Genomic DNA, 22,682 nt, shown 5'->3' with positions numbered 1-22,682 from the left:
GTCACGCGGCGCCGTGCGGCACCGACGTCGGGATGTTCTTGGTCCCGATTCGCTTGCTGAAGACCCAGTATGTCCACCCCTGGTAGCAAAGCACGATCGGCGTCATGATCACGGCAACCCACGTCATGATCTTCAGCGTGTACGGCGTGGACGCCGCATTGGCCGTGGTCAGGTTGAACGCGCTGTCGATGCTCGACGGCATGACGTTCGGGAACAGTGCCAGGAACAGCATGGCAACCGCCGCGATGACGGTCAGCCCGGAGAACACGAACGCCCAGCCTTCGCGCCCGATCCGGTTCATGCCGAGCGACACCAGCAGCGCCGCGACCGCGGCGACCAGCGCGACCAGGCTCTTGCCGTTGCCGCTGTCGGCCTGCGTCCAGACCAGGAAGACGGACGCCAGGACGGCGGTGGCCAGGCCCAGCTTGAACGCGAGCTTGTTGGCCCGCTCCCGGATGTCGCCGACGGTCTTGAGGCCGACGAATATCGCGCCGTGGAAGGTGAACAGCACGACGGTGACCAAGCCGCCGAGGAGCGCGTGCGCGTTCAGCAGGTCGAGGACGGTGCCCGCGTACTCCTTGTGCGCGTCGATCTTGACGCCCCGGACGATGTTGGCGAACGCCACACCCCACAGGAACGCCGGGACCAGCGAACCCCAGAAGATCGCGTGCTCCCAGTTCCGCTTCCACCGCGCGTCGTCGCGCTTGGCGCGGTACTCGAAGGCGACGCCGCGCAGGATCAGCGCGACGAGGATGGCCAGCAGCGGCAGGTAGAAGCCGCTGAAGAGGGTCGCGTACCACTCCGGGAAGGCCGCGAACATCGCGCCGCCCGCGGTGATCAGCCAGACTTCGTTGCCGTCCCAGACGGGGCCGATCGTGTTGATGAGGACGCGGCGCTCGACTTCGTCGCGGGCCAGCACCTTGGTGAGGATGCCGACGCCGAAGTCGAAGCCTTCCAGGAAGAAGTAGCCGGTCCACAGGACGGCGATGAGGATGAACCAGACGGTGGTGAGTTCCATCGCGGGGGTCCTTAGTACGCGAACGCGAGCGGTCGGTCGGCATCGGCGTCGGCTTCGCCGGGCGACGCGCCGGATCCGCCGGGGCCGTCCTTCGGGGCCTTCTCGACCTGCGGCGGCCCGGCCTTGACGTAGCGCTTGAGCAGGCCGACCTCGATGACGGCGAGGACGGCGTACAGCAGCGTGAAGGTGATCAGCGAGGTGAGGACCTCACCGGTGGACACCCCCGGGGAGACCGCGGAGTCGGTCTTGAGGACGCCGAACACGGCCCACGGCTGGCGGCCCATCTCGGTGAAGACCCAGCCGAAGGAGTTGCCGGCCAGCGGGAAGACCATGGTCCAGATGCCGGCCCGCCAGATCCACTTGTTGGCCGGCAGGTCCCGCTTCTTGCGGGTCAGCCACAGGCCGACCGCGCCGACCGCGAACGACGTCATGCCGAAGCCGATCATGAGGCGGAAGCCCCAGTAGGTGACCGGGATGTTGGGGCGGTAGTCGCCGGGCCCGTACTTGGCCTCCATCTGGCGCTGGAGGTCGTTGATGCCGGGCAGTTCGGCGTTGAAGTCGCTCTTCGCGAGGAAGGACAGCGCCCCCGGGACCTCGATCGCGACCTTGTTGTGGCCCTTGTTGACGTCGCCGTAGGAGAAGATCGAGAACGGCGCGGGCTGGGAGGTCTCCCACAGCGCTTCCGCCGAGGCCATCTTCATCGGCTGCTGCTCGTACATGATCTTGCCCTGGAAATCGCCGGTGATGGCGACGCCGAGCCCGGCCACGACGGCGACCCACAGGCCGAGGCGCAGCGAGGGGCGGAAGACCTCGACCTCGTTGCGCTTGCGCAGGTGCCAGCAGCTGATGCCGACGAGGAACGCCGCGGAGGTGAGGAACGCCGCGGTGATCACGTGGGCGAACGCGGAGACCGCGGTGTTCTGGGTGAGCACGGCGACGAAGTCGGTGAGCTCGGCGCGCCCGGTCTCCGGGTTGATCTTGTAGCCGGTCGGGTGCTGCATCCACGAGTTGGCGGCGAGGATGAAGTACGCCGACAGCATCGTGCCGATGGCCGCCGCCCAGATGGCCGCGAGGTGGATCTTCTTCGGCAGGCGTTCCCAGCCGAAGATCCACAGGCCGAGGAACGTGGACTCGAGGAAGAACGCGAGCAGCGCCTCGATGGCGAGCGGGGCGCCGAACACGTCGCCGACGAACCGCGAGTAGTCGGACCAGTTCATGCCGAACTGGAACTCCTGGACGATGCCCGTGACCAGGCCCATCGCGAAGTTGATGAGGAAGAGCTTGCCCCAGAACTTGGTGGCCCTGAGGTAGTGCTCCTTCCCGGTGCGGTACCACGCGGTCTGGAGGCATGCGACGAGCGTCGACAGGCCGATCGTCAGGGGGACGAAAAGGAAGTGGTAGACGGTCGTGATGCCGAACTGCCACCGGGCTATATCGACGGTGTCGAGGGCGAGGTCCACGGACGACCTCCTCCGGATCGTTCTTGGGTGCTGGCTGAGCGGGGCTGGGTTGTGCGGGTCTGACAGGGTTTGCGGGTGTAGCTTGTGAATTGATTCACAAGCTCGACATTGTGCATGCGTTCACAAAGTCGGGCTTGTGCATCCGTTCACAAACACTAACCGGGGGGTGGAACGGGTTCTTACAGGGGGTGGGGTGGGGGTTGTCCACAGGGCTGGGTTAGTGGACGTCGGCGCCGGGGGCCGACGTGGGAGGGTGCGGGGGTCGGATGGATCCGATGGCGGAGGGGGCGGGGGAGGGGCCTTCGACGCGAGACTCCTGGAGATGGTGGGAGGAGGGAGGGCCCTATGACGGGGCGACAAGAGGCAGCAGGACGCGGAAGGCGGCGCCCCGCCCCGCCTCACTCCGCAACTCCACCTGCCCCCCATGCCGCGTCACCAACGCGTCCACGATCGCCAACCCCAGCCCCGATCCCCCGCCCGTCCCCCGGCTCCGCGACGAGTCCACCCGGTAGAACCGTTCGAAAACCCGTGCCGCATGGACCTCGTCGAGCCCCGGCCCCTCGTCCGCGACCTCGACGTAGCCGTACCCGCCCTCGGTGTCCACGACGATGTGGATCGCCGTCCCCGGCGGCGTGTGCTTCAGCGCGTTCGTCACCAGGTTGCCCACGACCTGCCGCAACCGCGCCTCGTCGCCCGGCACCACCACCGCCCGGGCCGGGCGGCCGTCGCGTCCGCTCAGGGTGACCGGGCGGTCCGCGGCCAGCGTTTCGATGTCGTGGACCGCGTCGCCGGCCAGCACGCGCAGGTCGAGCGGTTCCAGGCGCAGCGGCCGCTGCTCGTCGAGGCGGGCGAGCTGCAGCAGGTCCTCGACCAGGCCGCCCATCCGCACCGCCTCGTCCTCGATCCGCCGCATCGTGCGGGCGACTTCGTCGGGATCCGACAGCGCGCCCATCCGGTACAGCTCGGCGAAGCCGCGCACGCTGGCCAGCGGCGTGCGCAGTTCGTGTCCGGCGTCCGCGACGAAGCGCCGCATCCGCGCCTCGGATTCGGCCCTGGCCGCGAACCCCGACTCGATCTGCGCGAGCATCCCGTTGAGCGAGCCGGACAACCGCCCGACCTCGGTGCCGGTCACGGGCACCGGCACACGGTGCGACAGGTCGCCGGCCGCGATAGCCGCCGCGGTCTCCTCGATCCGGCGCAGCGGGCGCAGGCTCGCGCGGATCGCGAACCACCCCACCCCGCCGAGAACCGCGATGGACACCAGGCCCACCACCAGGCACAGCATGTCCATGCGGGCGACCGTGGCGTCCACGTCGTGCAGCGACGTCGCCACGACCACGCTGCCGTTGCCGTTGGACATCGGCACCGCGATGACCCGCCACCGGCCTTCGCCTTCGGCGCTGCGTGCTTCGAACGGCGCACGGTCGCGGTCCCGCACCGCCGCGCCGTCGAGGCGCGGGAGCCGGGGGCCCTTCTCGGCTTCGCTGCCGGGCGAGCGGAGCCGGTCGCGGGTGGTGCCGTCCTCGTTGAGGTATTCGGCGACGACCCGGCTGGGCAGGACGTTCACGCGCGGCCGGGGGAACAACGTCCCGCTTCCGGTGCCGCCGCCGGTACCCGTGCCGGAGCCGGGGCCGACGGTGCCGCTGCCGGAGGTGGAGACGCCGGACCCGCCCGGCCCTTCCACCGTGCGGTCGCCCCCGGCGTGGGACAGCTGCCGTGCCGCGGTCTCCAATTGCCGGTCGACCTGATCCGTCAGGTAGCCCCGCAGCGCGCCGGTGACGAACGTGGCGCTCACCGCGAGCGCGCACGCGACCAGCGCGATCGCGGTGGTGAGCACGCGGGAACGCAGCGAGAAACGGTTCGGCCGCACCCGCCCCAGCCCGCGCCGGAACCGGCCGCGGGCCCGGGAAGACGCGGGCGGCGGCGGCAACCGGTCCGAAGTCGGAGGCATTTCGGGCACCGGGATCAGGCCGAGGCGGGCGGACGGCGCAGCACGTACCCCACCCCGCGCACCGTGTGGATCAGTTTGGGCTCGGCGTTGTCGACCTTGCGCCGCAGGTAGCTGATGTACGACTCGACGATGCTGGCGTCCCCGCCGAAGTCGTAGTGCCAGACGTGTTCGAGGATCTGGCTCTTGGACACGACCCGGCCGGTGTTCACCATCAGGTAGTGCAGCAGCTTGAACTCGGTGGGCGAAAGCGGCACTTCGGCGCCCGCGCGGGTCACTTCGTGGCCGTCGACGTCGAGGACGAGGTCGGCGACGGCGAGCCGTTCGGTCGGCGCGGCCGGTTCGGCGTTCTCGCCGGACGTGCGGCGCAGCACGGCCTGGATGCGGGCGATCAGCTCTTCCAGGCTGAACGGCTTGGTGACGTAGTCGTCGCCGCCGATGCGCAGCCCGGTGATCTTGTCGTCGACGCCGTCACGCGCGGTGAGGAACAAGATCGGCGGGCGACTGCCGTCGGCGTGCAGTTTGCGGACGACGGAGAAGCCGTCCATGTCGGGCAGCATCAGGTCGAGGACGACCAGGTCGGGGCGCCGGGCGCGGGCGGCCGCCACGGCTTCCCCGCCGGTGGCGGCGGACTCGACGGTGAATCCGGCGAAGCGCAGGCTCGCGGACAGCAGCTCGCGGATGTTCGGCTCGTCGTCGACGACCAGCAGACGGGCTCCGGAGGTCGGCGCGGGGGTGCGGGCCGCGGGCACCGGGTGCGGGAATCCCGCCGCCGGCCCGGAGTCGCCGCGGCCGGACATCCCGGATATGCCCGCCATGTCAGCCGCGCCCTGAGCCCGTGCCCGCACGGGTGCCGCCGGCGCCGGTCCCGGCGCCCGTCCCCGCGGCCGTCCCGGCGCCGCCGAAGCCTCCGGACGCGAGGCCCGCCCCGGCCTGGCCCTGCGTCACCGTGCTCGCCGCCACCGTGCCGTCGTCGCCCGCGGCACCGCGCACCACGACGGTGTCGCCCGGCTTCAGGTCGGCGGGTTTGCCGTCCTGGGAGACCTGGATCTTCGTATCCGCGTTCGTCGTCACCTTCACGATGGTGCCTGATGCGTCGGTGACGTAGACCGTGGACCCGTCGACCAGCTTCACCGTCCCCGTCGTCGTCCCGGCGCCGCCGGTGCCCGTGCGGCCCCCGGGCTGCCCCGCGGTGCCCGCCGCACCCTGCCCCTGAGCTGCGGTGTTCTGCCGTCCCGCAGCGGGCGCGGTGCCCCGGGCCGCGTCCTCGCCGGTGCCGTTCTGCCACCGGTCGACCTTGACACCGGCGAAGAAGCCGCCCGCCAGGAGCACGCCCGCGGCCAGCAGCAGGGTGACCCGGGGGAGCTTCGCCCGCGGGGGCGCCGCCAGCTCCTCCTCGACGTCGCGGGCGCCTTCCGGCGGCGCGAGCAGGTCCACCGAGGCCGCGGCGGCCGCGGCCTCGTCCGGGCCCTGCGGGTCCGCCGCCTCGGGGGCCAGGCCCGAGAAGCCGCCGACGAACTCGCGGGTGTCCGCCTCGCCCGCGTACTCCGATGCCGCCATGGCCGTCTCCTCCGTCGCCTGTTCCGCCGTGCCGGTGCGCCCTGCGGGGCGCAAGTCGTTACTCATGCCGCAGTGCCTCGATCGGGCGCAGGCCCGCCGCGCGCCCCGCCGGGTAGCTGCCGAAGAACAGCCCGATCAGCACCGACACCCCGAACGCCGCCACCACCGAGCTGGGCACCACCACCGGCTCGATCCCGACCACCGTGAACCGGGACGCGAACAGGCCCGCGGCCACGCCCAGTCCCCCGCCGCATACGGACAGCAGCGTCGACTCGGCCAGGAACTGCCCGAGGATCGCTCCGCGCGGCGCGCCGATCGCCTTCCGGATGCCGATTTCGCGGGTCCGCTCGGCGACCGTCACGAGCATGATGTTGGTGATGCCGATCCCGCCCACCAGCAGCGAGATCGCCGCGACCGCGGCGAGCAGCACAGTGAACGTGTGCGTCGTCTCGTCCCGGGCGCTGAGCAGGGATTCCTGGCTGACGATGCGGTAGTCCGCCGCGGACGACGACGTGATCTGGTGCCGGGTATTGAGGATCTCGGTGATCTCCGCCTGCGCCTGCGCGGTGGCGCCCGACGAGGTGGCCTGGACGGCGATCTGGCTCAGCGAGCCGTAACCGGTCAGGCTCTCCCGCAGCGCGGTCAGCGGGACCGCGATGGTGTCGTCCGGGTCCTGCCCGCCCGAGCCGCCTCGGGTCTGGAGGACCCCGACCACGCGGAACTGCACGCCGCCGACCAGCACGTCCTTGCCGATCGGGTCTTCCGGCCCGAAGACGTTCTCGACGGTCGTGGTGCCGAGCACCGCCACGCGCCGGGACAGCGTCACGTCGTCGGCGGTGAACAGCGCGCCGTCGCCGAGGTCGTGGTTGGTCGTCGCGAACCAGTCGGGCGTGGTGCCGACGATCTGGTTCACCGTCACCGATTGTCCGGCGTAGGTCACGCTCTGGGACGTGCTCTGCACCGGCGATGCGGACTTCACGTGCGGTGCGGCCGCCGGATCGGCGAGCGCCTTCGCGTCGTCGACCGTGAGGTCCTTCAGCGTGCTGCCCGAGCCCGCCGCGCCGAACCGGCCGCCGCCCGCGGTATGCGACACGGTCAGCAGGTTGGTGCCCAGCTGCTCGATCGACGAACGCACCGCCTGCGACGAGCCGTTGCCGACCGCGACCAGCATGATCACCGCGCCGACGCCGATCAGCACGCCCAGCATCGTCAGCCCGGTGCGGATTTTGTTGGCGAGCAGCCCGAGGACCGCGAACCGCATGATCTCGAAGGGATTCACCGCCTCACCCCCACCGGAGCGGCCGCCGCGGCGAGCGCCGGGGGCGGCCCGTCCACCGCGGCCTGACGCCGGTCCTCGACCACGCGGCCGTCGACCAGCCGCAGCACGCGCTTGGCCCGCTCGGCCACTTCGGCCTCGTGGGTGATGACGAGGACCGTGCGGCCCGCGTCGTTCAGCCGGTCGATGATGCCGAGCACTTCGTCGGTGCTGCGGCTGTCCAGGTTGCCGGTCGGCTCGTCGGCGAGCAGCAGCGCGGGCGCCGTCACCAACGCCCGGGCCACCGCGACGCGTTGCTGCTGGCCGCCGGACAGCTCGTTGGGGTGGTGGTCCACCCGGTCCGCGAGGCCCACGTGGGCGAGCGCCGCCAGCGCACGCTTGCGGCGCTCGCGGCCCCGGACGCCCGCATAGGCCAGCGGCAGCGCCACGTTCGCGAGCGCGCTGGTGCGCGGAATCAGGTTGAACGACTGGAACACGAACCCGATCCGCCGCGACCGCACGAGGCTCAGCCGCCGCTCGTCCATCACCCCGACGTCGAGCCCGTCGAGCAGATAGCGCCCGTCCGTCGGCACGTCGAGGCAGCCGATGATGTTCATCAGCGTCGACTTGCCGGAGCCCGAACTACCCATCACCGCCACGTAGTCACCGCGCTCGACGACCAGGTCGACACCGCGCAGGGCATGCACCGCGCCGTCGCCTATGCCGTACGACTTGACCACGCCGTGCAGCGCGATCACCGGAGCGTCGGACTTCGCCGCGCTCGCGCCGGCGGCAGCCGGCCGGTCGTCGGGTCTGGCCCGGCCGTGCCGGGAACGCCGCGTCACCGGCCACCGCCGCCGAAGCCCGCACCGCCGCCGCCCGGCAGGGTGAGCCCGCCCGCGCCTCCGGCGCCGCCGAACCCAGCGGCACCGCCCGCCCCACCGCGGGTCGTGCCCGTGCCCTGCTGGCCGGTCGCGCCGGTGCCCGTACCGGTCGTGCCCTGGATGCCGGTCACCACCAGGTCGCCCTCGTTGAGCCCGGACACGATCTGCGTCGTCTGGTCGCCCTTGACACCGAGTTCGACCTGGCGGCGCTCGGTGCGCCCGGCCACGTCGACCTGCACGGTGCCGGTGGTGCCGGTGCCGGTGACCGCACCCGCCGGCACATACAGCGCGTTGTCGGCCTGCTGGATGACCACCTGGATGCTCGCGGTCTGGCCGGTGCGCAGGGTGCTGAGGTCGCCGTCCAGCGCGACGCGCGCCGAGTACTTCACCGAGCCCGACGAACCGCCGCTGTCCGGCAGCGGGTTGATGCTCACGACCTTCGCGTTGCGCTTGACCGAGCTGTCCACGTTGAGGGTGACCACGGCGGCCTGCCCGGCCTTGATCTTGCCCGCGTCCGCCTCGGAGAACGAGGCGGTGGCCTGCATGCCGCCCGGGTTGGTCAGCACCACGAACCCGCTGGGCGTGCTGCTGCTCGACGAACTCCCCGAGTTGCCGCTGCCGCCGGTCCCGCCCCCGGTCGACCCCGACCCCGAAGCGGAGGAGCCCGACGACCCGACGGTGTCCCCGACCTTGCCCGCGACCGACGCCACGACGCCGTCGTTCGGAGCCTTCAGCACCGTCCCGTCGACCGCGCGCTGTGCCTGCGCGAGCTTGTTCTGCGCCTGCACCAGCGCGTTCTGCGCCTGCGCGACCTGCGCGGCGTCGACCGTGGTGGACGGGCTCGGCGTCGGCGAAGCGGCCACGGTCTTGGTGATCGTCACGGTCACCGTGGGCGCGGACGTCTGCTTGCCGCCGGACGTCTCCGGACGCGGCGTCGCCGACGACCCGGCGGCGGGCTCCGACGCGGTCTCGTCCGCCCCGGCCGCGGCCGGGCGGACATCGGCCTGCGCACTGCCGCTGTTGCCGCTGTTGCCGCCGCCGCTGCCGCCTCCGCCGGAGGACTGCACCGCCGTGCCCTTCTCCGCCTTGTCCAGGTTGGCCTGTGCCACCGTGACGCCGGACTGCGCGGCGGCGAGGTCCTCGTCGGCCTGCGTGGCGTCCATCCGGGCCAGCACCTGGCCGGTCTTGACCTGGTCGCCGACCTTGACGTCCACCTCGGTGACCTTGCCGGACGCCCCGAACGAAACGCCGGTGTCGGACGGCGAGACGAGCGTCCCGGACGCCGAAACGGACGCGAGCACCGTGCCGCGCGCCACGGCCGACGTGCGGACCCGCTGCGTGGAGGATGACTTGCCGCTGTCGTTGACCGCGGCATACCCGAACCCGGCACCGGTCAGCAGCGCGACCGCCAGTGCCGCGTTGATCAGGATCGGTCCGCGTCGTCTCACTCGCCTCATGCGGGCCAGCCTTCGCCGCCGGGGTGGCGCAAGGCTGGGGGCGGGCTGGGAGAAAGCTGGGAGAGCCGATCGGCAAAACCGGACTTTCCCTCATATTTCCTGCCCGTGGGGCGGCGGTTGCCCGGAAACTCCCAGTGTTCTCCCGGGGTGCGGACACCTCCGCGCGGTTACGTCGTACCCGGATCGATCGGGAGGGACAAACGTGGACGCGAACCGGACGGGGGCGGCAGGCGCGGCGGCTTTGGCCGCGGTACTGCTGCTCGCGGGCTGCGGAGGCGGCGGCAGCGGCAAATCGGCGGCGGCATCCGCGGCGCCGAGTGGCAGCGCGGCCGGCCAGTCCGGCGCGAACTCCGCGTACACGGACTGCTTGCGCGCGAACGGCGTCGCCATGCCCACGGAGCGCGCCGGCGGGTTCGGTTCGAACCGCCCCAGCGGACGCCCGTCGGGACGGCCGACCGACCGCGCGACCGACCGGCCCACCGACCGCCCGTCGGGTCGGCCGTCCGGCTTCCCCGAGGGCCGGGCCACCGACCCGGCGTGGCAGAAGGCGCAGGAGGCGTGCGCGTCGCTGCGGCCGCAGCGCAGCGGCGGCCCGGACGGCGGCAACGGCCCCGGGAACGGCGCCGGGAATGGCACCGGGCCCGGCGGCGCGGGCAACGGGGGCGGCAATGCCGAGCGGGTGTACGCGAGTTGCCTCAAGGACCACCAGGTGACGATCCCCCAGGGCGGGATCGCCGCGCTGGACCGCTCGGCAGCGGGCGTCGCGGACGCGCTGAAGGCGTGCGCGGCACTCGCGCCGACGCCGGCCGCCACCGGCACGCCGTAAGGGCGTCGGCCCACCGCGGAAAATGCGGCCGCGCGGCGCTCCGGAGGGAGGCGCCGCGCGGTCGAGCCGTCGGATGACCGGGGGGTCGGCGTCAGGCCGCGCCGCCCACCAGCCGCCCGGCCACCTCCAGGAACAGGTCGTTCGCTTCCTTTTCCCCGATCGTGATCCGCGCGCCCTCGTCGCCGTAGGGCCGGACCACGACGCCCGCCTCCGCACACGCCGCGGCGAACGCCTGCGTGCGGTCGCCGAGGCGCAGCCACACGAAGTTGGCCTGGGTCTCCGGCACCGTCCAGCCCTGCGCGACCAGCGCGTCGAAGACGCGGGTGCGCTCGGCGACCAGGTTCTCCACGCGCTCCAGGAGCGCGTCCTCCGAGCGCAGCGACGCGATGGCGGCTTCCTGGGCGATGTGGCTCACGCCGAACGGCACCGCGACCTTGCGCAGCGCTATGGCGACCGGGTCGTGCGCCACCGCGAAGCCGACCCGCAGGCCGGCCAGGCCGTAGGCCTTGGAGAAGGTGCGCAGCACGGCCACGTTCGGGCGGTCGCGGTAGATCTCGATGCCGTCCGGGATCTCCGGGTCGCGCACGAACTCCTTGTAGGCCTCGTCCAGCACGACCAGCACCGAGGTCGGGATGCGGTCCAGGAACCGCTCCAGCTCGGCACGGCGAATGGCGTTGCCGGTGGGGTTGTTGGGGTTGCAGACGAAGATGAGCCGGGTCCGGTCGGTCACCGCGTCGGCCATCGCGTCCAGGTCGTGGCTCTCGTCGGGCAGCAGCGGGATGGTCACCGCGGTCGCGCCGGCGATCTGCGTGATGATCGGGTACGCCTCGAACGACCGCCACGCGAAGATCACCTCGTCGCCCGGGCCCGCCGTGGCGTGCAGCAGCGACTGCGCGACGCCGACCGAGCCGGTGCCGGTCGCCAGATGGGACTGCGGCACACCCAGCCGGTCGGCGAGTTCGGCGGTCAGCGCGGCCGCGGTCAGGTCCGGGTAGCGGTTCATCTCCCCGGCCGCGGCGGTGGCGGTGGCCAGCACGCCCGGCAGCGGCGGGTAGGGGTTCTCGTTCGACGACAGCTTGTACGACGGCGCGTCCGCCCCCGCCGCGGCCGGGCGGCCCGGCGTGTAGGCGGGCAGCGTGTCCAGGACGCCGCGCAGCCTGGGCCCGGTGGTTCCGGCGTGGTCGTGGGTCACCGTCGTCCTCCAGTCGCCCGCGGAATGCGGGTTTGCACGAGCAGGCGCGCACCTCGTCGTACGCCCTTCGCTCACCTTACGAGCCTGCCGATTGCAACCCGGAGACGCCCCGGTGCGTTCCCTGGGCAACAGAAGCCCGGGCCTGTGCCGCCCCCGGCGGAATGCCGAAGGAATACACACCTTCAGGACCAGGTATGCGGAAAACCGTTTCTTCGCAAAAGGAAGCCCATGGCGGGCACCTGGCCCCCCGAACGGCCCTAATGTCGGTCGCGATGACTGTTGACCAGGGAGTGCCCGCGCGCCGCCCCGCGCGCGTCGGTATCCGCGATGTGGCCGCCGCGGCCGGGGTGTCGATCACGACCGTCTCCGATGCCCTGAACGGCAAAGGCAGACTTCCGGATTCGACCCGCGTGCACGTGCGCGAGGTCGCCGACCGGCTCGGCTACCGCCCGTCGGCCGCCGCGCGCACCCTGCGCACCGGGCGGTCCGGCCTGATCGGGCTGACCACCACCAACCACGCCGCAGAACCGTTCGCGCTCACCGAGTACGGCTGGTTCACCGAGCTGGTGCGCGCCGCGACCGGCGCCGCGCTGGACCGCGGCTACGCGCTCGTCGTGCTGCCGACCTCGTCGCGCCACGACGTGTGGAGCAACGTCGCGCTCGACGGCACGATCGTCGTCGACCCCGCCGAGGACGATCCGATGGTGCGCGAGCTGCTGCGCCGCGGCGTCCCGGTGGTGACCGGCGGCCACCCGGGCGACAGCACGGTGCACGGTTGGGTGGACATCGACCACGCGCTGGCGATGGACACCGTCCTCGGGCACTTCGCCGACGCGGGCGCGCAGCGCATCGCGGTGCTCGCGGCGGGCGAAGGGACGTACGCGCGCCGGAGCGTGGCGGCGTACCAGGCCTGGTGCGCGGAGCACGGCCGGGAGCCGCTCATCGAGACCTACGTGCTCGGCCGCCCGGGCGCCGCCGGCGAAGCCGCCGGACGGCTCTTCGACCGGCCCGCCGGGGAACGCCCCGACGCGGTCTACGGCATCCAGGAAGGCTGCGGCGCCGAACTCCTCGCCGCCGCCCGCACCCGCGGTCTGCGCGTCCCGGAGGACGTGCTGGTGGCCGGCTGCGGCGAGGACGCCGCGGCCACCTCGGGCGACCCGGCGCTCACCACGCTGAGCCTCCAGCCGCGGGTGGCGGGCAGCAGCGCGGTGGAACTGCTCGTCGGGGTGATCGAGGACGACGCCCAGGGGCCGGGCACGCGCATCCCCGCGCAGCGCACGGTGCCGATCCGTCTGTCCGTCCGCGATTCCAGCGCGCGTACCGCGGCCGCCCGGTCCGGGCAGGGCGTCCAGGCCGTGCCCGGCGGGTAGCGGCGGTCCGTCCGCCGCCGCCCGGCGGACGGACCGCCCGCGCGGGGCTGCTCCGATCGGTCGAGCACCGGCGTGTCCGGACGCCGCGAACAGGCCCCCGGAGCGCCCGGAATGCGCGGGACGCGCGACGCGTCCGGGCCGTACCGTTCCCGGATCAGCCCGCGCAGGATACGGTCACCGCACGGCCTCCGCGGCCGGCGGCGGTTCCGACAGATGTTCGGGCCCCGCCACCGCAGCCGGGAAGCCGGCCAGTGCGTCATGCTTCATGACAGGCAGCACCCTCATGGCGTGCCGTGTGGCGTGGGGGCGGAAGAAAGGAATCGTCTCGTGAGCATCGCCTCGGGAGCGCCCGACACCTCGGGCGCGGTCGGCGTCGAGGACGCGCCGCTGTACGTGGTGGGCGACGTGCACGGCCACCTCGAGCCGCTGCGCGAGGCACTCCTGGAACAAGGTCTGATCGACGAGGACGGCCACTGGGCCGGCGGCGCCGCGCGCCTGTGGTTCCTCGGCGACTTCACCGACCGGGGCCCGGACGGCATCGGCGTGGTCGAGCTGGCCATGCAGCTGTCCGAGGAGGCCGCCGAGGCCGGCGGCAGCTCGCGGATGCTGCTCGGCAACCACGAGATCCTGCTGCTCGGCGTGTACTTCTTCGGCGACCACCCGGTGCCGGTGGCGGGCGGCTCGACGACGTTCCGGGAGATCTGGCTGCGCAACGGCGGCCTGCAGTGGGACCTGGACCGGTTCACCGACGCGCAGGCCCTGTGGCTGGCCCGCCAGCCGGTCGCCGCGGTCGTCGACCAGTACCTGCTGGTGCACTCGGACAGCAACGCGTACCTGGAGTACGGCAGCACCATCGAGGACATCGACGGCGAGATCCGCGACCTGCTCGGCGACCCCGAGCCGCTGCCGTGCTGGGACCTGTTCCGCAACCTCACCCGGCGCGGCGCCTTCATGGGCGAGACGGGCACGCTGGCGGCCGCGGACCTGATGGGCGAGCTGGGCGGACGGCAGATCGTGCACGGGCACACGCCGATCCCGTACCAGACCGGCGAGGACCCGGCGCTGATCGACGGCCCGCGGGTGTACGCCGACGGCCAGGTCATCAACCTGGACGGCGGCATCTACCTGGGCGGTCCGTGCCTGGTCGCGCGGCTGCCGCTGCGCGAGCCGGTCGAGCCGCCGGTGTCCGGGTCGGACGACGAAACTCTCGGCATGGTCTACGACATCGACGAGGACCCCGAGTACCGCTGAGTCTCTCCCCCGCTGCGGTTTCACTCGCGTTGCCCCGCGTACCGCCGCGCATTCCCCCGCGGACGGAATGCCCCGCACCAGAGGGAAATCCCTGTCCGAAATCCCCCGGCTGCGCTCTACCATCGGTGATATCCGCTCCGCCGCCGCCCGGCCGCGAGGCGGCGAGCGACGGGAATCGTCGCCACCTTTGCGGCCCGGCGGGTTTGGGGCGGACGCGGGCGCACCCGCGCGGCGGTCGACCTCGGGGGATCCGATGCACAACGACCAGCACCCACACCCCTTCCGACGTGAGGAACACCGAAGGCTTTTCGAGCAGTTCGTCGACGAGGCCCTGCACGTCGAGGAAATCGCGAAGGCTCTCGCCGAAACGCCGGATATCAATGCCGAGCAACTCCGCACGGCCACTTGGGCGCACGCCGAATTGATCACCGGGGCGGCCGCGGCCGAGTACCTGCGCCTGACCGACGCCGAGGACCGCGCCGAGCCGGCCGCGCTCGACGCCGTGGACACCGCCGAACCCGCGGAAGGCGTCGGCGCGTTCGCCCTGACGTCCTGGGTGACCATCATCGTCGCGACGATCTCCGCCGCGGTCTTCCTCGGCGCCTACTACGCCATCGCCCTGACCACCCGCCACGACGACGGGGTCGCCCCGCTCCGCCTGGTCGGCTTGGCTTCCCTGGCCATCGCCCTCACCACCGCCGTCGTCGCGGGCTTCGCCATGCTCTTCTCCGCGGGCCGCAACCAGCGCACCCCGGCCCCCGACCAGGACGTCCGCCGGGCCCGCGACGCCTGGCACCGCGCCCTGCTGCACCGCGGCATCCTGCCGTTCATGACCACCCGCCTCGCCGCGGCGGCCCTCGGCCGCGACGGCGTGGTCGGCTGACCGCCCGGGCCCGGACGTCCCGACGGGGGAACGCCCGGGCCCGGGTCACCGAACGCCGCTCGGCCGCTCAGTCGGCGAGCGGCAGATACACCCTGCCGCCTTGCGCGGCGAATTCCGCGGACTTCTCACGCATGCCGTCAGTGCGTGCGGATTCCTCGTCCACTCCGCGCGCCGCAGCGTACGCACGGATGTCCGAAGAAATGCGCATCGAGCAGAACTTCGGACCGCACATCGAACAGAAATGCGCGGTCTTCGCCGGGGCCGCCGGGAGCGTTTCGTCGTGGAAGGCGCGGGCGGTATCCGGGTCGAGGGCCAAGTCGAACTGGTCTTGCCAGCGGAACTCGAAACGGGCGTCGGACAGGGCGTCGTCCCATTCGTGGGCGGTGGGGTGGCCCTTGGCCAAATCCGCGGCGTGGGCGGCGATCTTGTAGGCGATCACGCCCGCTTTGACGTCGTCGCGGTCCGGAAGCCCCAGGTGCTCCTTGGGAGTCACATAGCAGAGCATCGCCGTGCCCCACATGCCGATCATCGCGGCGCCGATCGCCGAGGTGATGTGGTCGTAGCCGGGCGCGATGTCGGTGGTGAGCGGGCCGAGGGTGTAGAACGGCGCCTCGTCGCAGATCTCCTGCTGGAGGTCGACGTTCTCCTTGATCTTGTGCATCGGCACGTGGCCGGGGCCCTCGATCATCACCTGGACGTCCATCTCGCGGGCGATGCGCCCGAGTTCGCCGAGCGTGGTGAGTTCGGCGAACTGCGCCTCGTCGTTGGCGTCGTGGGTGCTGCCCGGGCGGAGGCCGTCGCCGAGCGAGTAGGTGATGTCGTACGCCCGCAGGATCTCGGTGAGTTCGCGGAAGTTCGCGTAGAGGAAGTTCTCCTCGTGGTGCGCCAGGCACCACGCCGCCATGATCGATCCGCCGCGCGAGACGATGCCGGTCTTGCGGCGCGCGGTCAGCGGCACGTACCGCAGCAGCACGCCCGCATGCACGGTCATGTAGTCGACGCCCTGCTCGGCCTGTTCGACCACGGTGTCCCGGTACAGCTCCCATGTCAGGGCCTCAGGCTTGCCGTTCACCTTCTCCAGCGCCTGGTACAGCGGCACCGTGCCGATCGGGACGGGCGAGTTGCGCACGATCCACTCGCGCGTGGTGTGGATGTCATCGCCGGTCGACAGGTCCATCACCGTGTCGGCGCCCCAGCGGATCGCCCACACCAGCTTGTCGGTCTCCTCCTCGATCGAGGAAGTCACCGCCGAGTTGCCGATGTTGGCGTTGACCTTCACCAGGAAGTCCTTGCCGATGAGCATCGGCTCGATCTCCGGGTGGTTGATGTTCGCGGGCAGCACCGCGCGCCCCGCCGCGAGGGCTTCGCGCACGGTTTCCGGGGACAGGCCTTCGCGGATCGCCGCGAACTCCATCTCCGGGGTGACCACGCCGCGGCGCGCGTAGGCGAGTTGGGTGGCCGCCGTGCCGCCGGTGGCACGGCGGGGGCGGACGACGGGGGCGCCGGGGAGCACGCCGAGGGCCGCGATGCGGCCGTCGTAGCGCTCGGTGTCGCCGCGTTCGTCGATCCAGGGATCGCGGATCGGCGGCAGGCCGCGGCGGACGTCGACCTCGTAGGCGGGGTCGGTGTACGGGCCGGACGTGTCGTACAAGCGCACCGTCGAGTCGTCGGTCAGGTGCACGGTCCGCACCGGAACCCGCAGGTCGTCGCGTGATCCGGTGAGGTATTGCTTGTGGTGCGCCGCGGAGATCGCACCGGTGGTGATGCCCGTTCCGGCCCCGGCGGGGGCGGAGTTGCGGGCAGGCGTGGACGCATTGGAGGGCGTCGACATCGAAATCTCCCTACGCCGGCATTACCCGGTCAGGTTCTGCGGTCGGCGCGGCTCTGTCAGCGCCCTCTCAGCCCGGTGCCCCGAGCTCCCGCGTGTATCGGTCGGCCACCACCCTGGCATACAACGGGCATTCCGGCCAGCCCCGTCCGGTCGAGGGGGATCCCGGCGGCCGTGGGGCACCGCGGCAGTCCACAATTGCCGCATGGTCGGCTTGCGCGGGAAGGTGACGGGGCGGATCGGTCCCGGTCTGGTGGGCGAGGTCATGGTCGGGGTGCGGGGCGGCATCGAGGCGTTCCTGGCCTATCCCGTGACGCCCGACGAGACGTTCGAGGTGGGGCAGTTGGTGACCGTCGTGGAGTACCAGGCGCCGCGGACGGTGTACGTGCAGTCCGCGTTCGGCTGACCGGTCAGCCGCGGGCCGGGACCACGCGGCGGTAGCGCAGGTACATCTCGCAGCCGAGGCACAGCCCGAACGCCGCGTTGAGGTATGCCGCGAACAGCGCGCCCGCGGCCGCGACCATGCCGACGACCGGGGCGCCCAGCAGGTACGCCGCCGCGCCGACGACCGCGAACGCCAGTCCGACGAACTGCGCGAACCGGACCGGCCGCGGGTCCTCGCGCTCGGCGGGCGGGGCCAGTCGGGGCGCGACGACGCGGCGGTAGAACATGCCGTACGGCGCGGCGCCCGGACCCGCGAACGCCCCGACGGCGAACACGGCCGCCTGCGCGGCCAGCAGCCATCCGCTCCCCGTCACCACGACGACCGCGAGGACGACGGAGGTCACGGCGGCGGCGAACCGCGGCCCGCGGGGGTCGAGGCCCGTGGTCATGCCCCGACCCCTGACGCCTCGGTCCCCGACGCCCCGGTCCCCGACGCCCCCGCCGCGGCGAGCGCCACCGCGGCCAGCGCGTCCTGCCTGCGCGGGATGCCCGTGGCGCGCTTGACGACCGTGCCGTGCGCGTCGAGGACGAGCACGGTCGGCGTCCGGGTGACGTCGAGGCGGCGCACCAGATCCAGGTGGTGCTCGGCGTCGATCTCGGCGTGCACGACGCCGCCGAGTTCGCCCGCGACCTGGCCGAGCAGCGCCCGGGTGGTCCGGCACGGGGCGCAGAACGCGGTGGAGAACTGCACGAACGTGGCGCGGTCGCCGAGCGCGGTGCCGATCTCGTCGGGCGTGAGGGCGGGCGCGGGCGCCGCCGCGGCGGAGTCGGCCACCGGGCGCATCCTTCCGTCGGTCCGGCGGCGCCACAGGCCGACCGCGGTGGCGGCGGCCAGCACGCAGGCGACGACGGCGAGTCCGGTGAGCATGACGACGGACAACACACCCGTATGCCGACGCTATTCCCCCTGCTAGGCGGAAGTGAGCCGTGCCACGGTGAGTCCGGCGACGATGAGCGCCAGTGCGGTGATCCGCGCGAGGTCGAGTCTGTCGCCCTGGAGGACCACGCCGAGCGTGATGGCGCCGATCGTGCCGATGCCGGTGAAGACGGCGTACGAGGTCCCGGTCGGCAGGTCCTTCATGGCGCGGGACAGCAGGTAGACCGCCCCGACCATGAGGACGAAGCACAGCGCGGTCTGCGGCAGCTTGGTGAAGCCCTCGGTCGGTTTGATGCTCTGCGACCAGGCGACCTCGACGACGCCGGCCAGCAGCAGCCATATCCACGGCATGTCAGTCCTCCCTCGGCAGGACGAATCCGGCCAGCTCGGCGCCCAGGCCGGCGGCTTGCGCATAGGCGGCGACGGCCCATTCCTTGTGCTGCGGGAACCGCTCCACGAGTCCCGGGTCGACGAGCGCGTTGGTCAGCTCGGCGTGCACGAACACCGCGTCGTCGACGGCGTAGTGGCCGCGGAAGAAGTCGGCGAGGTAGCGGCCGTGGTGGTCGAACGGCTCGCGCGGCATGCCCGGGCCGTACGCGCCGCCGCGCCCCGTCACCACGACGAAGCGGCGCGGGGCCAGCACCATCTTGGGGAAGGTCACCTGGTCGATCCACGCCTTGAGCGCGGCCGGCACGCCGAAGTTGTACATCGGTGCGCCGATCAGCACGACGTCCGCGGCGACCAGTTCGTCGAGCAGCGGCGCCACGATCGCCCACGCGGCGCGTTCGGCGTCGGTGCGCACGGCTTCCGGGTAGCGGGCGATGTCGGTGATGCCCTCGCGCAGCAGCGTGTCGCAGATCGTCGTCCAGGCTTCGCCGATCGGCGGGGGCGGGTCGGCGGCCAGGTCGCGGTGGGTGACCGGGCCGCCGCCGGACGCCTGCCACGACGTCACGAAGGCGGCGCCGAGGCGGCGCGAGAACGCATCGGATCGGGCGCTGCTGTCCAGGTGGAGGAGGCGGGGCATGGCGTACTCCCAGGTCGCGGGGCAGGCATCGGCTTCCGAACAAGCGGACATGCCGTCCGCTTGTTCGGAGACGACCTTACGGGTCAACCGGACGCCATGTCCATTTATTCGCGGAGGTGCCGTAGAGTGGCCGGCGTGAACCCGATTCCCGAGCTACCGATGGCCGCCCCCGCCCCGGCCCGCGAGCGGGCGGACGCGGCCCGCAACCGGGCGCGCGTGCTCGCCGCGGCGGACCGGCTGTTCCGCGACGGCGAGCCGGCCGCGGTGACGATGGACGACATCGCGAAAGCCGCCGGGATCGGCCGCGGCACCCTCTACCGCCGCTACCCGGACCGCGCCTCCATCGCCCGCGCCCTGCTCGACGAGCACGAACGCGCGCTCCAGGAACGGCTCATGCGCGGCCCCGCGCCGCTGGGCCCGGGCCCGGCCGCACCCGCGGAACGGCTCGCCGCGTTCTACGCCGCGATGGTCGACCTGCTGGAGTCGCATGTGGACCTGGTGCTCGGCGCGGAGACCGGGCAGGCCCGGTTCGCGACCGGCGCGTACGGCTTCTGGCGCGCGCACGTCCGGCACCTGGTGACCGAGGCGGGCACCGGCGCCGACCCGGATGTCCTCGCCGACCAGCTCCTCGCCCCGCTGGCCCCCGACGTGTACCGGATGCAGCGCGGCCGCGGCCTGGGTCCGGACCGCATCGCGGCCGGTCTGGCCGCGCTGGCCCGCGGCGTGCTGGCACCGCGGGCCTGACCCGTCACCCGCGCGGGGCGGCGATCTTCGCGGTCAGCTCGATCAGCGGCCCGATACGCGACACCGTGCCCAGCGCACGCAGCTTCGCCGCCAGCAGTTCCGAGTCCGACGTCGTGCCGCCCGCATTGGCGTGGAACTTCGCGGTCACCACCTCGTCCGGCACCTCGGTCAGCCCGGGCTCGTCCACACGCAGCCGCCGCCCGCCGCGGAACCGGACGGTCAGCTCGCCCGGCGCGGACACCGCGGGCCCGTCGCACCGGATCGTGGAGATCCGCACCCGCTGCGCGAGTTCCGCCGGCGCGGTCCGCCGCGTGCAGCCCTCCGCATACGTGTCGACGTCGACCGATCCGTCGACCAGCATCGCGGCCACCGACCACGCGAGCGAGAACTTCGCCTCGTAGACCGACCGCGGCGCCGCCTTGTCCGGCGTACCGACCAGCGGAATCGATTCCTTGGGCACCGCGACCTTCACCGACTCGACGTCGTCCGGCCCCAGCCCCGCCTCGGCCATCTGCGCGGCCGCCGTCGCCGCCGCGCGCAGCGAGGCGTGGATCAGCTCGCAACACGGGTACTGCTTGACCGTGATGTCCGGCAGTTCCCAGCGCTCGCCGAGCCCGCCGATCACCTGGTGCGGCGCCACGGAGCGCCCCGTGAACGCCCGGTAGAACCCGAACTCGCCCTCGAACACGGTGTCCGGCCCGGTCGCCCCGGCCCGGGCCAGCCACGCCGCCAGCATCCCGCCGGCCGCCGCCGAGCCCGGGTGCAGCAACTTGGTCTCCGCCCCGGTGTTCAGGCACTCCAGCAGCCCGGACGAGGAACTCCCCGCGATACCCAGCGCATGCACGGTCTGCTGCACGTCCAGCCCGAGCAGCCGCGCGCTCGCCAGCGCCGCCCCGAACACCCCGGCCATGCCGGTCGCGTGCAGGCCGCGGGCATGGAACGCGTGCGGCGCGGCGGCCGCGATCCGGCACACCGCCTCCAGCCCGGCGACCGAAGCGAGCAGCACCTCGCGCCCGGTGGCCCGCGCCTCCTGGCCGGCGGCGAACGCCGCGGCCAGCACGGGAGCCGTCGCGTGCACGACGCCCGCAGGATGCGTGCCGTCGTAGTCCAGTGCGTGCACGAGCGCACCGTTGGCGAACGCGGCGGCCGGTGCGGACAGTTTCGGGCCCGTCGAACCGATCACCGCGGCTCTGCGCGGGCCGCCGAGCAGCCCGGCCACCGTCACGGCCGGTCCCCCGGCACCCGTCCGTGCCGCCGCCACCGCGGTGCCGACCCCGTCGAGGAGTTGGCGGCACGCGGCGTCGCGCACCTCGTCCGGAACGTCGTCGTCGGCCAGTCCCAATGCCCACAACGCCAGGTGTGTCGCAACGGTCATGTCGGGCCCCCACCCTGGCCGCGCGGCCCTGTGCCGCGTCCCTGCCCCGCGTCGTACCCGGTGGAAGGGCCGATTACGACTGGGGATTGCCGACAGAGGCGTTGGCGGCCGGTCCGGTCACCGCCAGTCGGCCGACAGGTCCGCGATCAACTCGATGACGCGCTGCTGCGCCGTGCGGATCTCCCGCGGGGTGAGCCCGTGCGTCGGCGGCGTGAGCCGGACGGTGTCCGCGACGCCTTCGTAGGCGAGGATCCGGGCCCGGACGTCGTCGGCGGTGCCGGTGAGCGCCAGCGCGTCGGCCATGTGGTCGGGCACCGCGTCGGCGAGACCGTCGGGGGCCGCCCCGGCCCGGAACCGGCGGTCTATTTCGGTCTGTTCCGCGCCCAGACCGTGGTAGGTGAACAGGTCGGCGTAGGTGCGCACGGTGGCGTGGAAGCCGACGGTGCCGGCCGCACGGCGCCGGGCGACCGCCCGGTCCGGGTCGACGGAGCAGCACGCGGACACCACCACGTCCACGTCGCCGGGCCCGCGCCCGGCCTGCGTCAAGCCTTCGCCCAAGTGCGGCAGCAGCCGGTCCTTCAGGTAGGCGGGCGAGCACAGTTCGTGGGATATCCACCCGTCGGCGACGCGGCCCGCGCAGCGGGTCATCTCCGGACCGAAGCTCGCGACGTAGACGGGTATGCGGGGGCGGCGCACCGGGAACGGCCGCCGGTAGCCGTGCAGGCGCATGCCGACGACCTCGCCGCGCAGCTCCACCGGGTCGCCGGTGGTGCACTGCGTGGTGAATTGCCTTATCGCGGCGACGGTCTCCATCATGCGCCGGACCGGGCGGTCGAAGGGGACGCCGTGCCACTCCTCGTTGAGCCGCCGCACGCCGCTTCCCAGCCCGAGCAGGAACCGGCCGCCGGACAGCTCGTCGAGGTCGAGGGCTTCCAGCGCGGTGGTCATCGGGGACCGGGTGAACGCCAGGGCGGCGCTGGTGCCTATGTGCGCGTGGTTGGTGGCGTGCGCGATCGCGGCGGCCGCGATGGTGCCGCTGCGGTGGAGTTCGGGCGCCCACAGCACGTCGGCGCCGGCGTCCTCGGCGGCCGCCGCCGCGGCACACAGCTCGGTAAGCGTTTCGCCCCACGGGCTGTATGTGATCCGCAGCCGGGTCACCGGAGCACCTCCGTCTCGCGAGCGGGGCGGTACGCGCTCCGTGCAAAGGCCGCATCCCCCACGTTCCCCCACATCCCCTTGGGGGCTGAGCCTTTTCTACCCGGTGCCGGGCACAGGCGAAAGTCTCG

At 72.6% G+C, this 22,682-nt stretch carries 22 protein-coding genes and 1 riboswitch; of the genes, 6 read left to right on the top strand and 16 right to left on the bottom strand.

Annotated features, from left to right (window positions below; translation table 11 throughout):
* Position 1 precedes the first annotated feature (1 nt).
* The 8 genes from cydB to ABEA93_RS05120 form a co-directional block, all read right to left on the bottom strand.
* The gene (gene cydB, locus ABEA93_RS05155) at positions 2-1,018 is read right to left on the bottom strand and encodes a cytochrome d ubiquinol oxidase subunit II (protein WP_345674065.1); all 1,017 of its coding nucleotides are present in this window, start codon (positions 1,016-1,018) and stop codon (positions 2-4) included.
* Positions 1,019-1,029: 11 nt separating this feature from the next.
* A complete protein-coding gene (locus ABEA93_RS05150) occupies positions 1,030-2,478 on the bottom strand; it encodes a cytochrome ubiquinol oxidase subunit I (protein WP_345674064.1) in 1,449 nt (482 codons plus the stop codon).
* A 343-nt stretch (positions 2,479-2,821) separates the two neighbouring features.
* Positions 2,822-4,315: a sensor histidine kinase gene (locus ABEA93_RS05145; protein WP_345674063.1), complete on the bottom strand. Its 1,494-nt coding sequence runs from the start codon at positions 4,313-4,315 to the stop codon at positions 2,822-2,824.
* Between the two features lie 128 nt (positions 4,316-4,443).
* Complete coding sequence (locus ABEA93_RS05140) at positions 4,444-5,244, bottom strand: response regulator transcription factor (RefSeq protein WP_345674062.1); 801 nt, start codon at positions 5,242-5,244, stop codon at positions 4,444-4,446.
* Position 5,245: 1 nt separating this feature from the next.
* The gene (locus ABEA93_RS05135) at positions 5,246-6,052 is read right to left on the bottom strand and encodes a hypothetical protein (protein ID WP_345674061.1); all 807 of its coding nucleotides are present in this window, start codon (positions 6,050-6,052) and stop codon (positions 5,246-5,248) included.
* Positions 6,045-7,265, bottom strand: a complete 1,221-nt coding sequence (locus ABEA93_RS05130) for an ABC transporter permease (RefSeq protein WP_345674060.1) — start codon at positions 7,263-7,265, stop codon at positions 6,045-6,047. Before ABEA93_RS05130 ends, ABEA93_RS05135 begins: the two co-directional genes overlap by 8 nt.
* On the bottom strand, positions 7,262-8,086 hold the full coding sequence (locus tag ABEA93_RS05125) for an ABC transporter ATP-binding protein (protein WP_345674059.1): 825 nt from the start codon (positions 8,084-8,086) through the stop codon (positions 7,262-7,264). The genes ABEA93_RS05130 and ABEA93_RS05125 overlap by 4 nt, the downstream gene beginning before the upstream one ends.
* The gene (locus ABEA93_RS05120) at positions 8,083-9,582 is read right to left on the bottom strand and encodes an efflux RND transporter periplasmic adaptor subunit (protein WP_345674058.1); all 1,500 of its coding nucleotides are present in this window, start codon (positions 9,580-9,582) and stop codon (positions 8,083-8,085) included. Before ABEA93_RS05120 ends, ABEA93_RS05125 begins: the two co-directional genes overlap by 4 nt.
* 202 nt (positions 9,583-9,784) lie before the next feature.
* Between ABEA93_RS05120 and ABEA93_RS05115 the strand changes: the two genes are divergently transcribed.
* Positions 9,785-10,408 carry a hypothetical protein gene (locus tag ABEA93_RS05115; RefSeq protein ID WP_345674057.1) on the top strand — a complete coding sequence of 208 codons (624 nt, stop codon included), beginning with the start codon at positions 9,785-9,787 and terminating at the stop codon, positions 10,406-10,408.
* 91 nt (positions 10,409-10,499) lie between these two features.
* Here ABEA93_RS05115 and hisC read toward each other — a convergent pair whose 3' ends face one another.
* On the bottom strand, positions 10,500-11,600 hold the full coding sequence (gene hisC / locus ABEA93_RS05110) for a histidinol-phosphate transaminase (RefSeq protein ID WP_345674056.1): 1,101 nt from the start codon (positions 11,598-11,600) through the stop codon (positions 10,500-10,502).
* Between the two features lie 272 nt (positions 11,601-11,872).
* On the opposite strand from hisC, the gene ABEA93_RS05105 reads away from it, so the two are divergent.
* The 3 genes from ABEA93_RS05105 (at position 11,873) to ABEA93_RS05095 (ending at position 15,104) form a co-directional block, all read left to right on the top strand.
* Complete coding sequence (locus ABEA93_RS05105; protein ID WP_345674055.1) at positions 11,873-12,970, top strand: LacI family DNA-binding transcriptional regulator; 1,098 nt, start codon at positions 11,873-11,875, stop codon at positions 12,968-12,970.
* A gap of 327 nt (positions 12,971-13,297) precedes the next feature.
* On the top strand, positions 13,298-14,221 hold the full coding sequence (locus tag ABEA93_RS05100; protein ID WP_345674054.1) for a metallophosphoesterase family protein: 924 nt from the start codon (positions 13,298-13,300) through the stop codon (positions 14,219-14,221).
* 253 nt (positions 14,222-14,474) lie between these two features.
* The gene (locus ABEA93_RS05095; RefSeq protein WP_345674053.1) at positions 14,475-15,104 is read left to right on the top strand and encodes a hypothetical protein; all 630 of its coding nucleotides are present in this window, start codon (positions 14,475-14,477) and stop codon (positions 15,102-15,104) included.
* A 67-nt stretch (positions 15,105-15,171) separates the two neighbouring features.
* Here ABEA93_RS05095 and thiC read toward each other — a convergent pair whose 3' ends face one another.
* Positions 15,172-16,935 (bottom strand): phosphomethylpyrimidine synthase ThiC, encoded by a 1,764-nt coding sequence (thiC, locus tag ABEA93_RS05090; protein WP_345674052.1) that lies wholly within the window; start codon positions 16,933-16,935, stop codon positions 15,172-15,174.
* Positions 16,926-17,037: riboswitch (TPP riboswitch) on the bottom strand. It overlaps the preceding gene by 10 nt.
* A 100-nt stretch (positions 17,038-17,137) precedes the next feature.
* On the opposite strand from thiC, the gene ABEA93_RS05085 reads away from it, so the two are divergent.
* Positions 17,138-17,338 carry a hypothetical protein gene (locus ABEA93_RS05085; protein WP_345674051.1) on the top strand — a complete coding sequence of 67 codons (201 nt, stop codon included), beginning with the start codon at positions 17,138-17,140 and terminating at the stop codon, positions 17,336-17,338.
* Between the two features lie 4 nt (positions 17,339-17,342).
* On the opposite strand, the gene ABEA93_RS05080 is transcribed toward ABEA93_RS05085, so the two are convergent.
* Genes ABEA93_RS05080 through ABEA93_RS05065 form a run of 4 tightly spaced genes read right to left on the bottom strand, consistent with a single transcriptional unit; the run spans position 17,343 to position 19,277 of the window.
* On the bottom strand, positions 17,343-17,765 hold the full coding sequence (locus ABEA93_RS05080) for a DUF4395 domain-containing protein (protein WP_345674050.1): 423 nt from the start codon (positions 17,763-17,765) through the stop codon (positions 17,343-17,345).
* Complete coding sequence (locus ABEA93_RS05075; protein ID WP_345674291.1) at positions 17,762-18,244, bottom strand: thioredoxin family protein; 483 nt, start codon at positions 18,242-18,244, stop codon at positions 17,762-17,764. The genes ABEA93_RS05080 and ABEA93_RS05075 overlap by 4 nt, the downstream gene beginning before the upstream one ends.
* Before the next feature lie 42 nt (positions 18,245-18,286).
* Positions 18,287-18,604, bottom strand: a complete 318-nt coding sequence (locus tag ABEA93_RS05070; protein WP_345674049.1) for a DMT family transporter — start codon at positions 18,602-18,604, stop codon at positions 18,287-18,289.
* 1 nt (position 18,605) lies between these two features.
* Positions 18,606-19,277 (bottom strand): FMN-dependent NADH-azoreductase, encoded by a 672-nt coding sequence (locus ABEA93_RS05065; RefSeq protein ID WP_345674048.1) that lies wholly within the window; start codon positions 19,275-19,277, stop codon positions 18,606-18,608.
* A gap of 159 nt (positions 19,278-19,436) precedes the next feature.
* On the opposite strand from ABEA93_RS05065, the gene ABEA93_RS05060 reads away from it, so the two are divergent.
* Positions 19,437-20,021, top strand: coding sequence for a TetR/AcrR family transcriptional regulator (locus ABEA93_RS05060; RefSeq protein ID WP_345674290.1), 585 nt, complete (start codon positions 19,437-19,439; stop codon positions 20,019-20,021).
* Between the two features lie 4 nt (positions 20,022-20,025).
* Here ABEA93_RS05060 and ABEA93_RS05055 read toward each other — a convergent pair whose 3' ends face one another.
* Positions 20,026-21,396, bottom strand: coding sequence for an MmgE/PrpD family protein (locus ABEA93_RS05055; protein ID WP_345674047.1), 1,371 nt, complete (start codon positions 21,394-21,396; stop codon positions 20,026-20,028).
* A gap of 117 nt (positions 21,397-21,513) precedes the next feature.
* Positions 21,514-22,554 (bottom strand): LLM class flavin-dependent oxidoreductase, encoded by a 1,041-nt coding sequence (locus ABEA93_RS05050; protein WP_345674046.1) that lies wholly within the window; start codon positions 22,552-22,554, stop codon positions 21,514-21,516.
* Positions 22,555-22,682: the final 128 nt, after the last annotated feature.

Origin of the sequence: Yinghuangia aomiensis (genome assembly GCF_039542225.1) — a bacterium.
Taxonomy (GTDB): Bacteria; Actinomycetota; Actinomycetes; order Streptomycetales; family Streptomycetaceae; genus Yinghuangia; species Yinghuangia aomiensis.
The sequence above is the reverse complement of the archived record's forward strand: the minus strand, read 5'-3'. Positions and strand labels throughout refer to the sequence as shown.

Coding starts and splice junctions, on each gene's coding strand:
- ABEA93_RS05135 (WP_345674061.1), bottom strand. CDS start 6,052: ATGAGTAACGACTTGCGCCCCGCAGGGCGCACCGGCACGGCGGAACAG.
- thiC (WP_345674052.1), bottom strand. CDS start 16,935: ATGTCGACGCCCTCCAATGCGTCCACGCCTGCCCGCAACTCCGCCCCC.
- ABEA93_RS05095 (WP_345674053.1), top strand. CDS start 14,475: ATGCACAACGACCAGCACCCACACCCCTTCCGACGTGAGGAACACCGA.
- ABEA93_RS05140 (WP_345674062.1), bottom strand. CDS start 5,244: ATGGCGGGCATATCCGGGATGTCCGGCCGCGGCGACTCCGGGCCGGCG.
- ABEA93_RS05055 (WP_345674047.1), bottom strand. CDS start 21,396: ATGACCGTTGCGACACACCTGGCGTTGTGGGCATTGGGACTGGCCGAC.
- ABEA93_RS05070 (WP_345674049.1), bottom strand. CDS start 18,604: ATGCCGTGGATATGGCTGCTGCTGGCCGGCGTCGTCGAGGTCGCCTGG.
- ABEA93_RS05060 (WP_345674290.1), top strand. CDS start 19,437: ATGGCCGCCCCCGCCCCGGCCCGCGAGCGGGCGGACGCGGCCCGCAAC.
- ABEA93_RS05085 (WP_345674051.1), top strand. CDS start 17,138: ATGGTCGGCTTGCGCGGGAAGGTGACGGGGCGGATCGGTCCCGGTCTG.
- ABEA93_RS05105 (WP_345674055.1), top strand. CDS start 11,873: ATGACTGTTGACCAGGGAGTGCCCGCGCGCCGCCCCGCGCGCGTCGGT.
- ABEA93_RS05065 (WP_345674048.1), bottom strand. CDS start 19,277: ATGCCCCGCCTCCTCCACCTGGACAGCAGCGCCCGATCCGATGCGTTC.
- cydB (WP_345674065.1), bottom strand. CDS start 1,018: ATGGAACTCACCACCGTCTGGTTCATCCTCATCGCCGTCCTGTGGACC.
- ABEA93_RS05120 (WP_345674058.1), bottom strand. CDS start 9,582: ATGAGGCGAGTGAGACGACGCGGACCGATCCTGATCAACGCGGCACTG.
- ABEA93_RS05075 (WP_345674291.1), bottom strand. CDS start 18,244: ATGCTCACCGGACTCGCCGTCGTCGCCTGCGTGCTGGCCGCCGCCACC.
- ABEA93_RS05080 (WP_345674050.1), bottom strand. CDS start 17,765: ATGACCACGGGCCTCGACCCCCGCGGGCCGCGGTTCGCCGCCGCCGTG.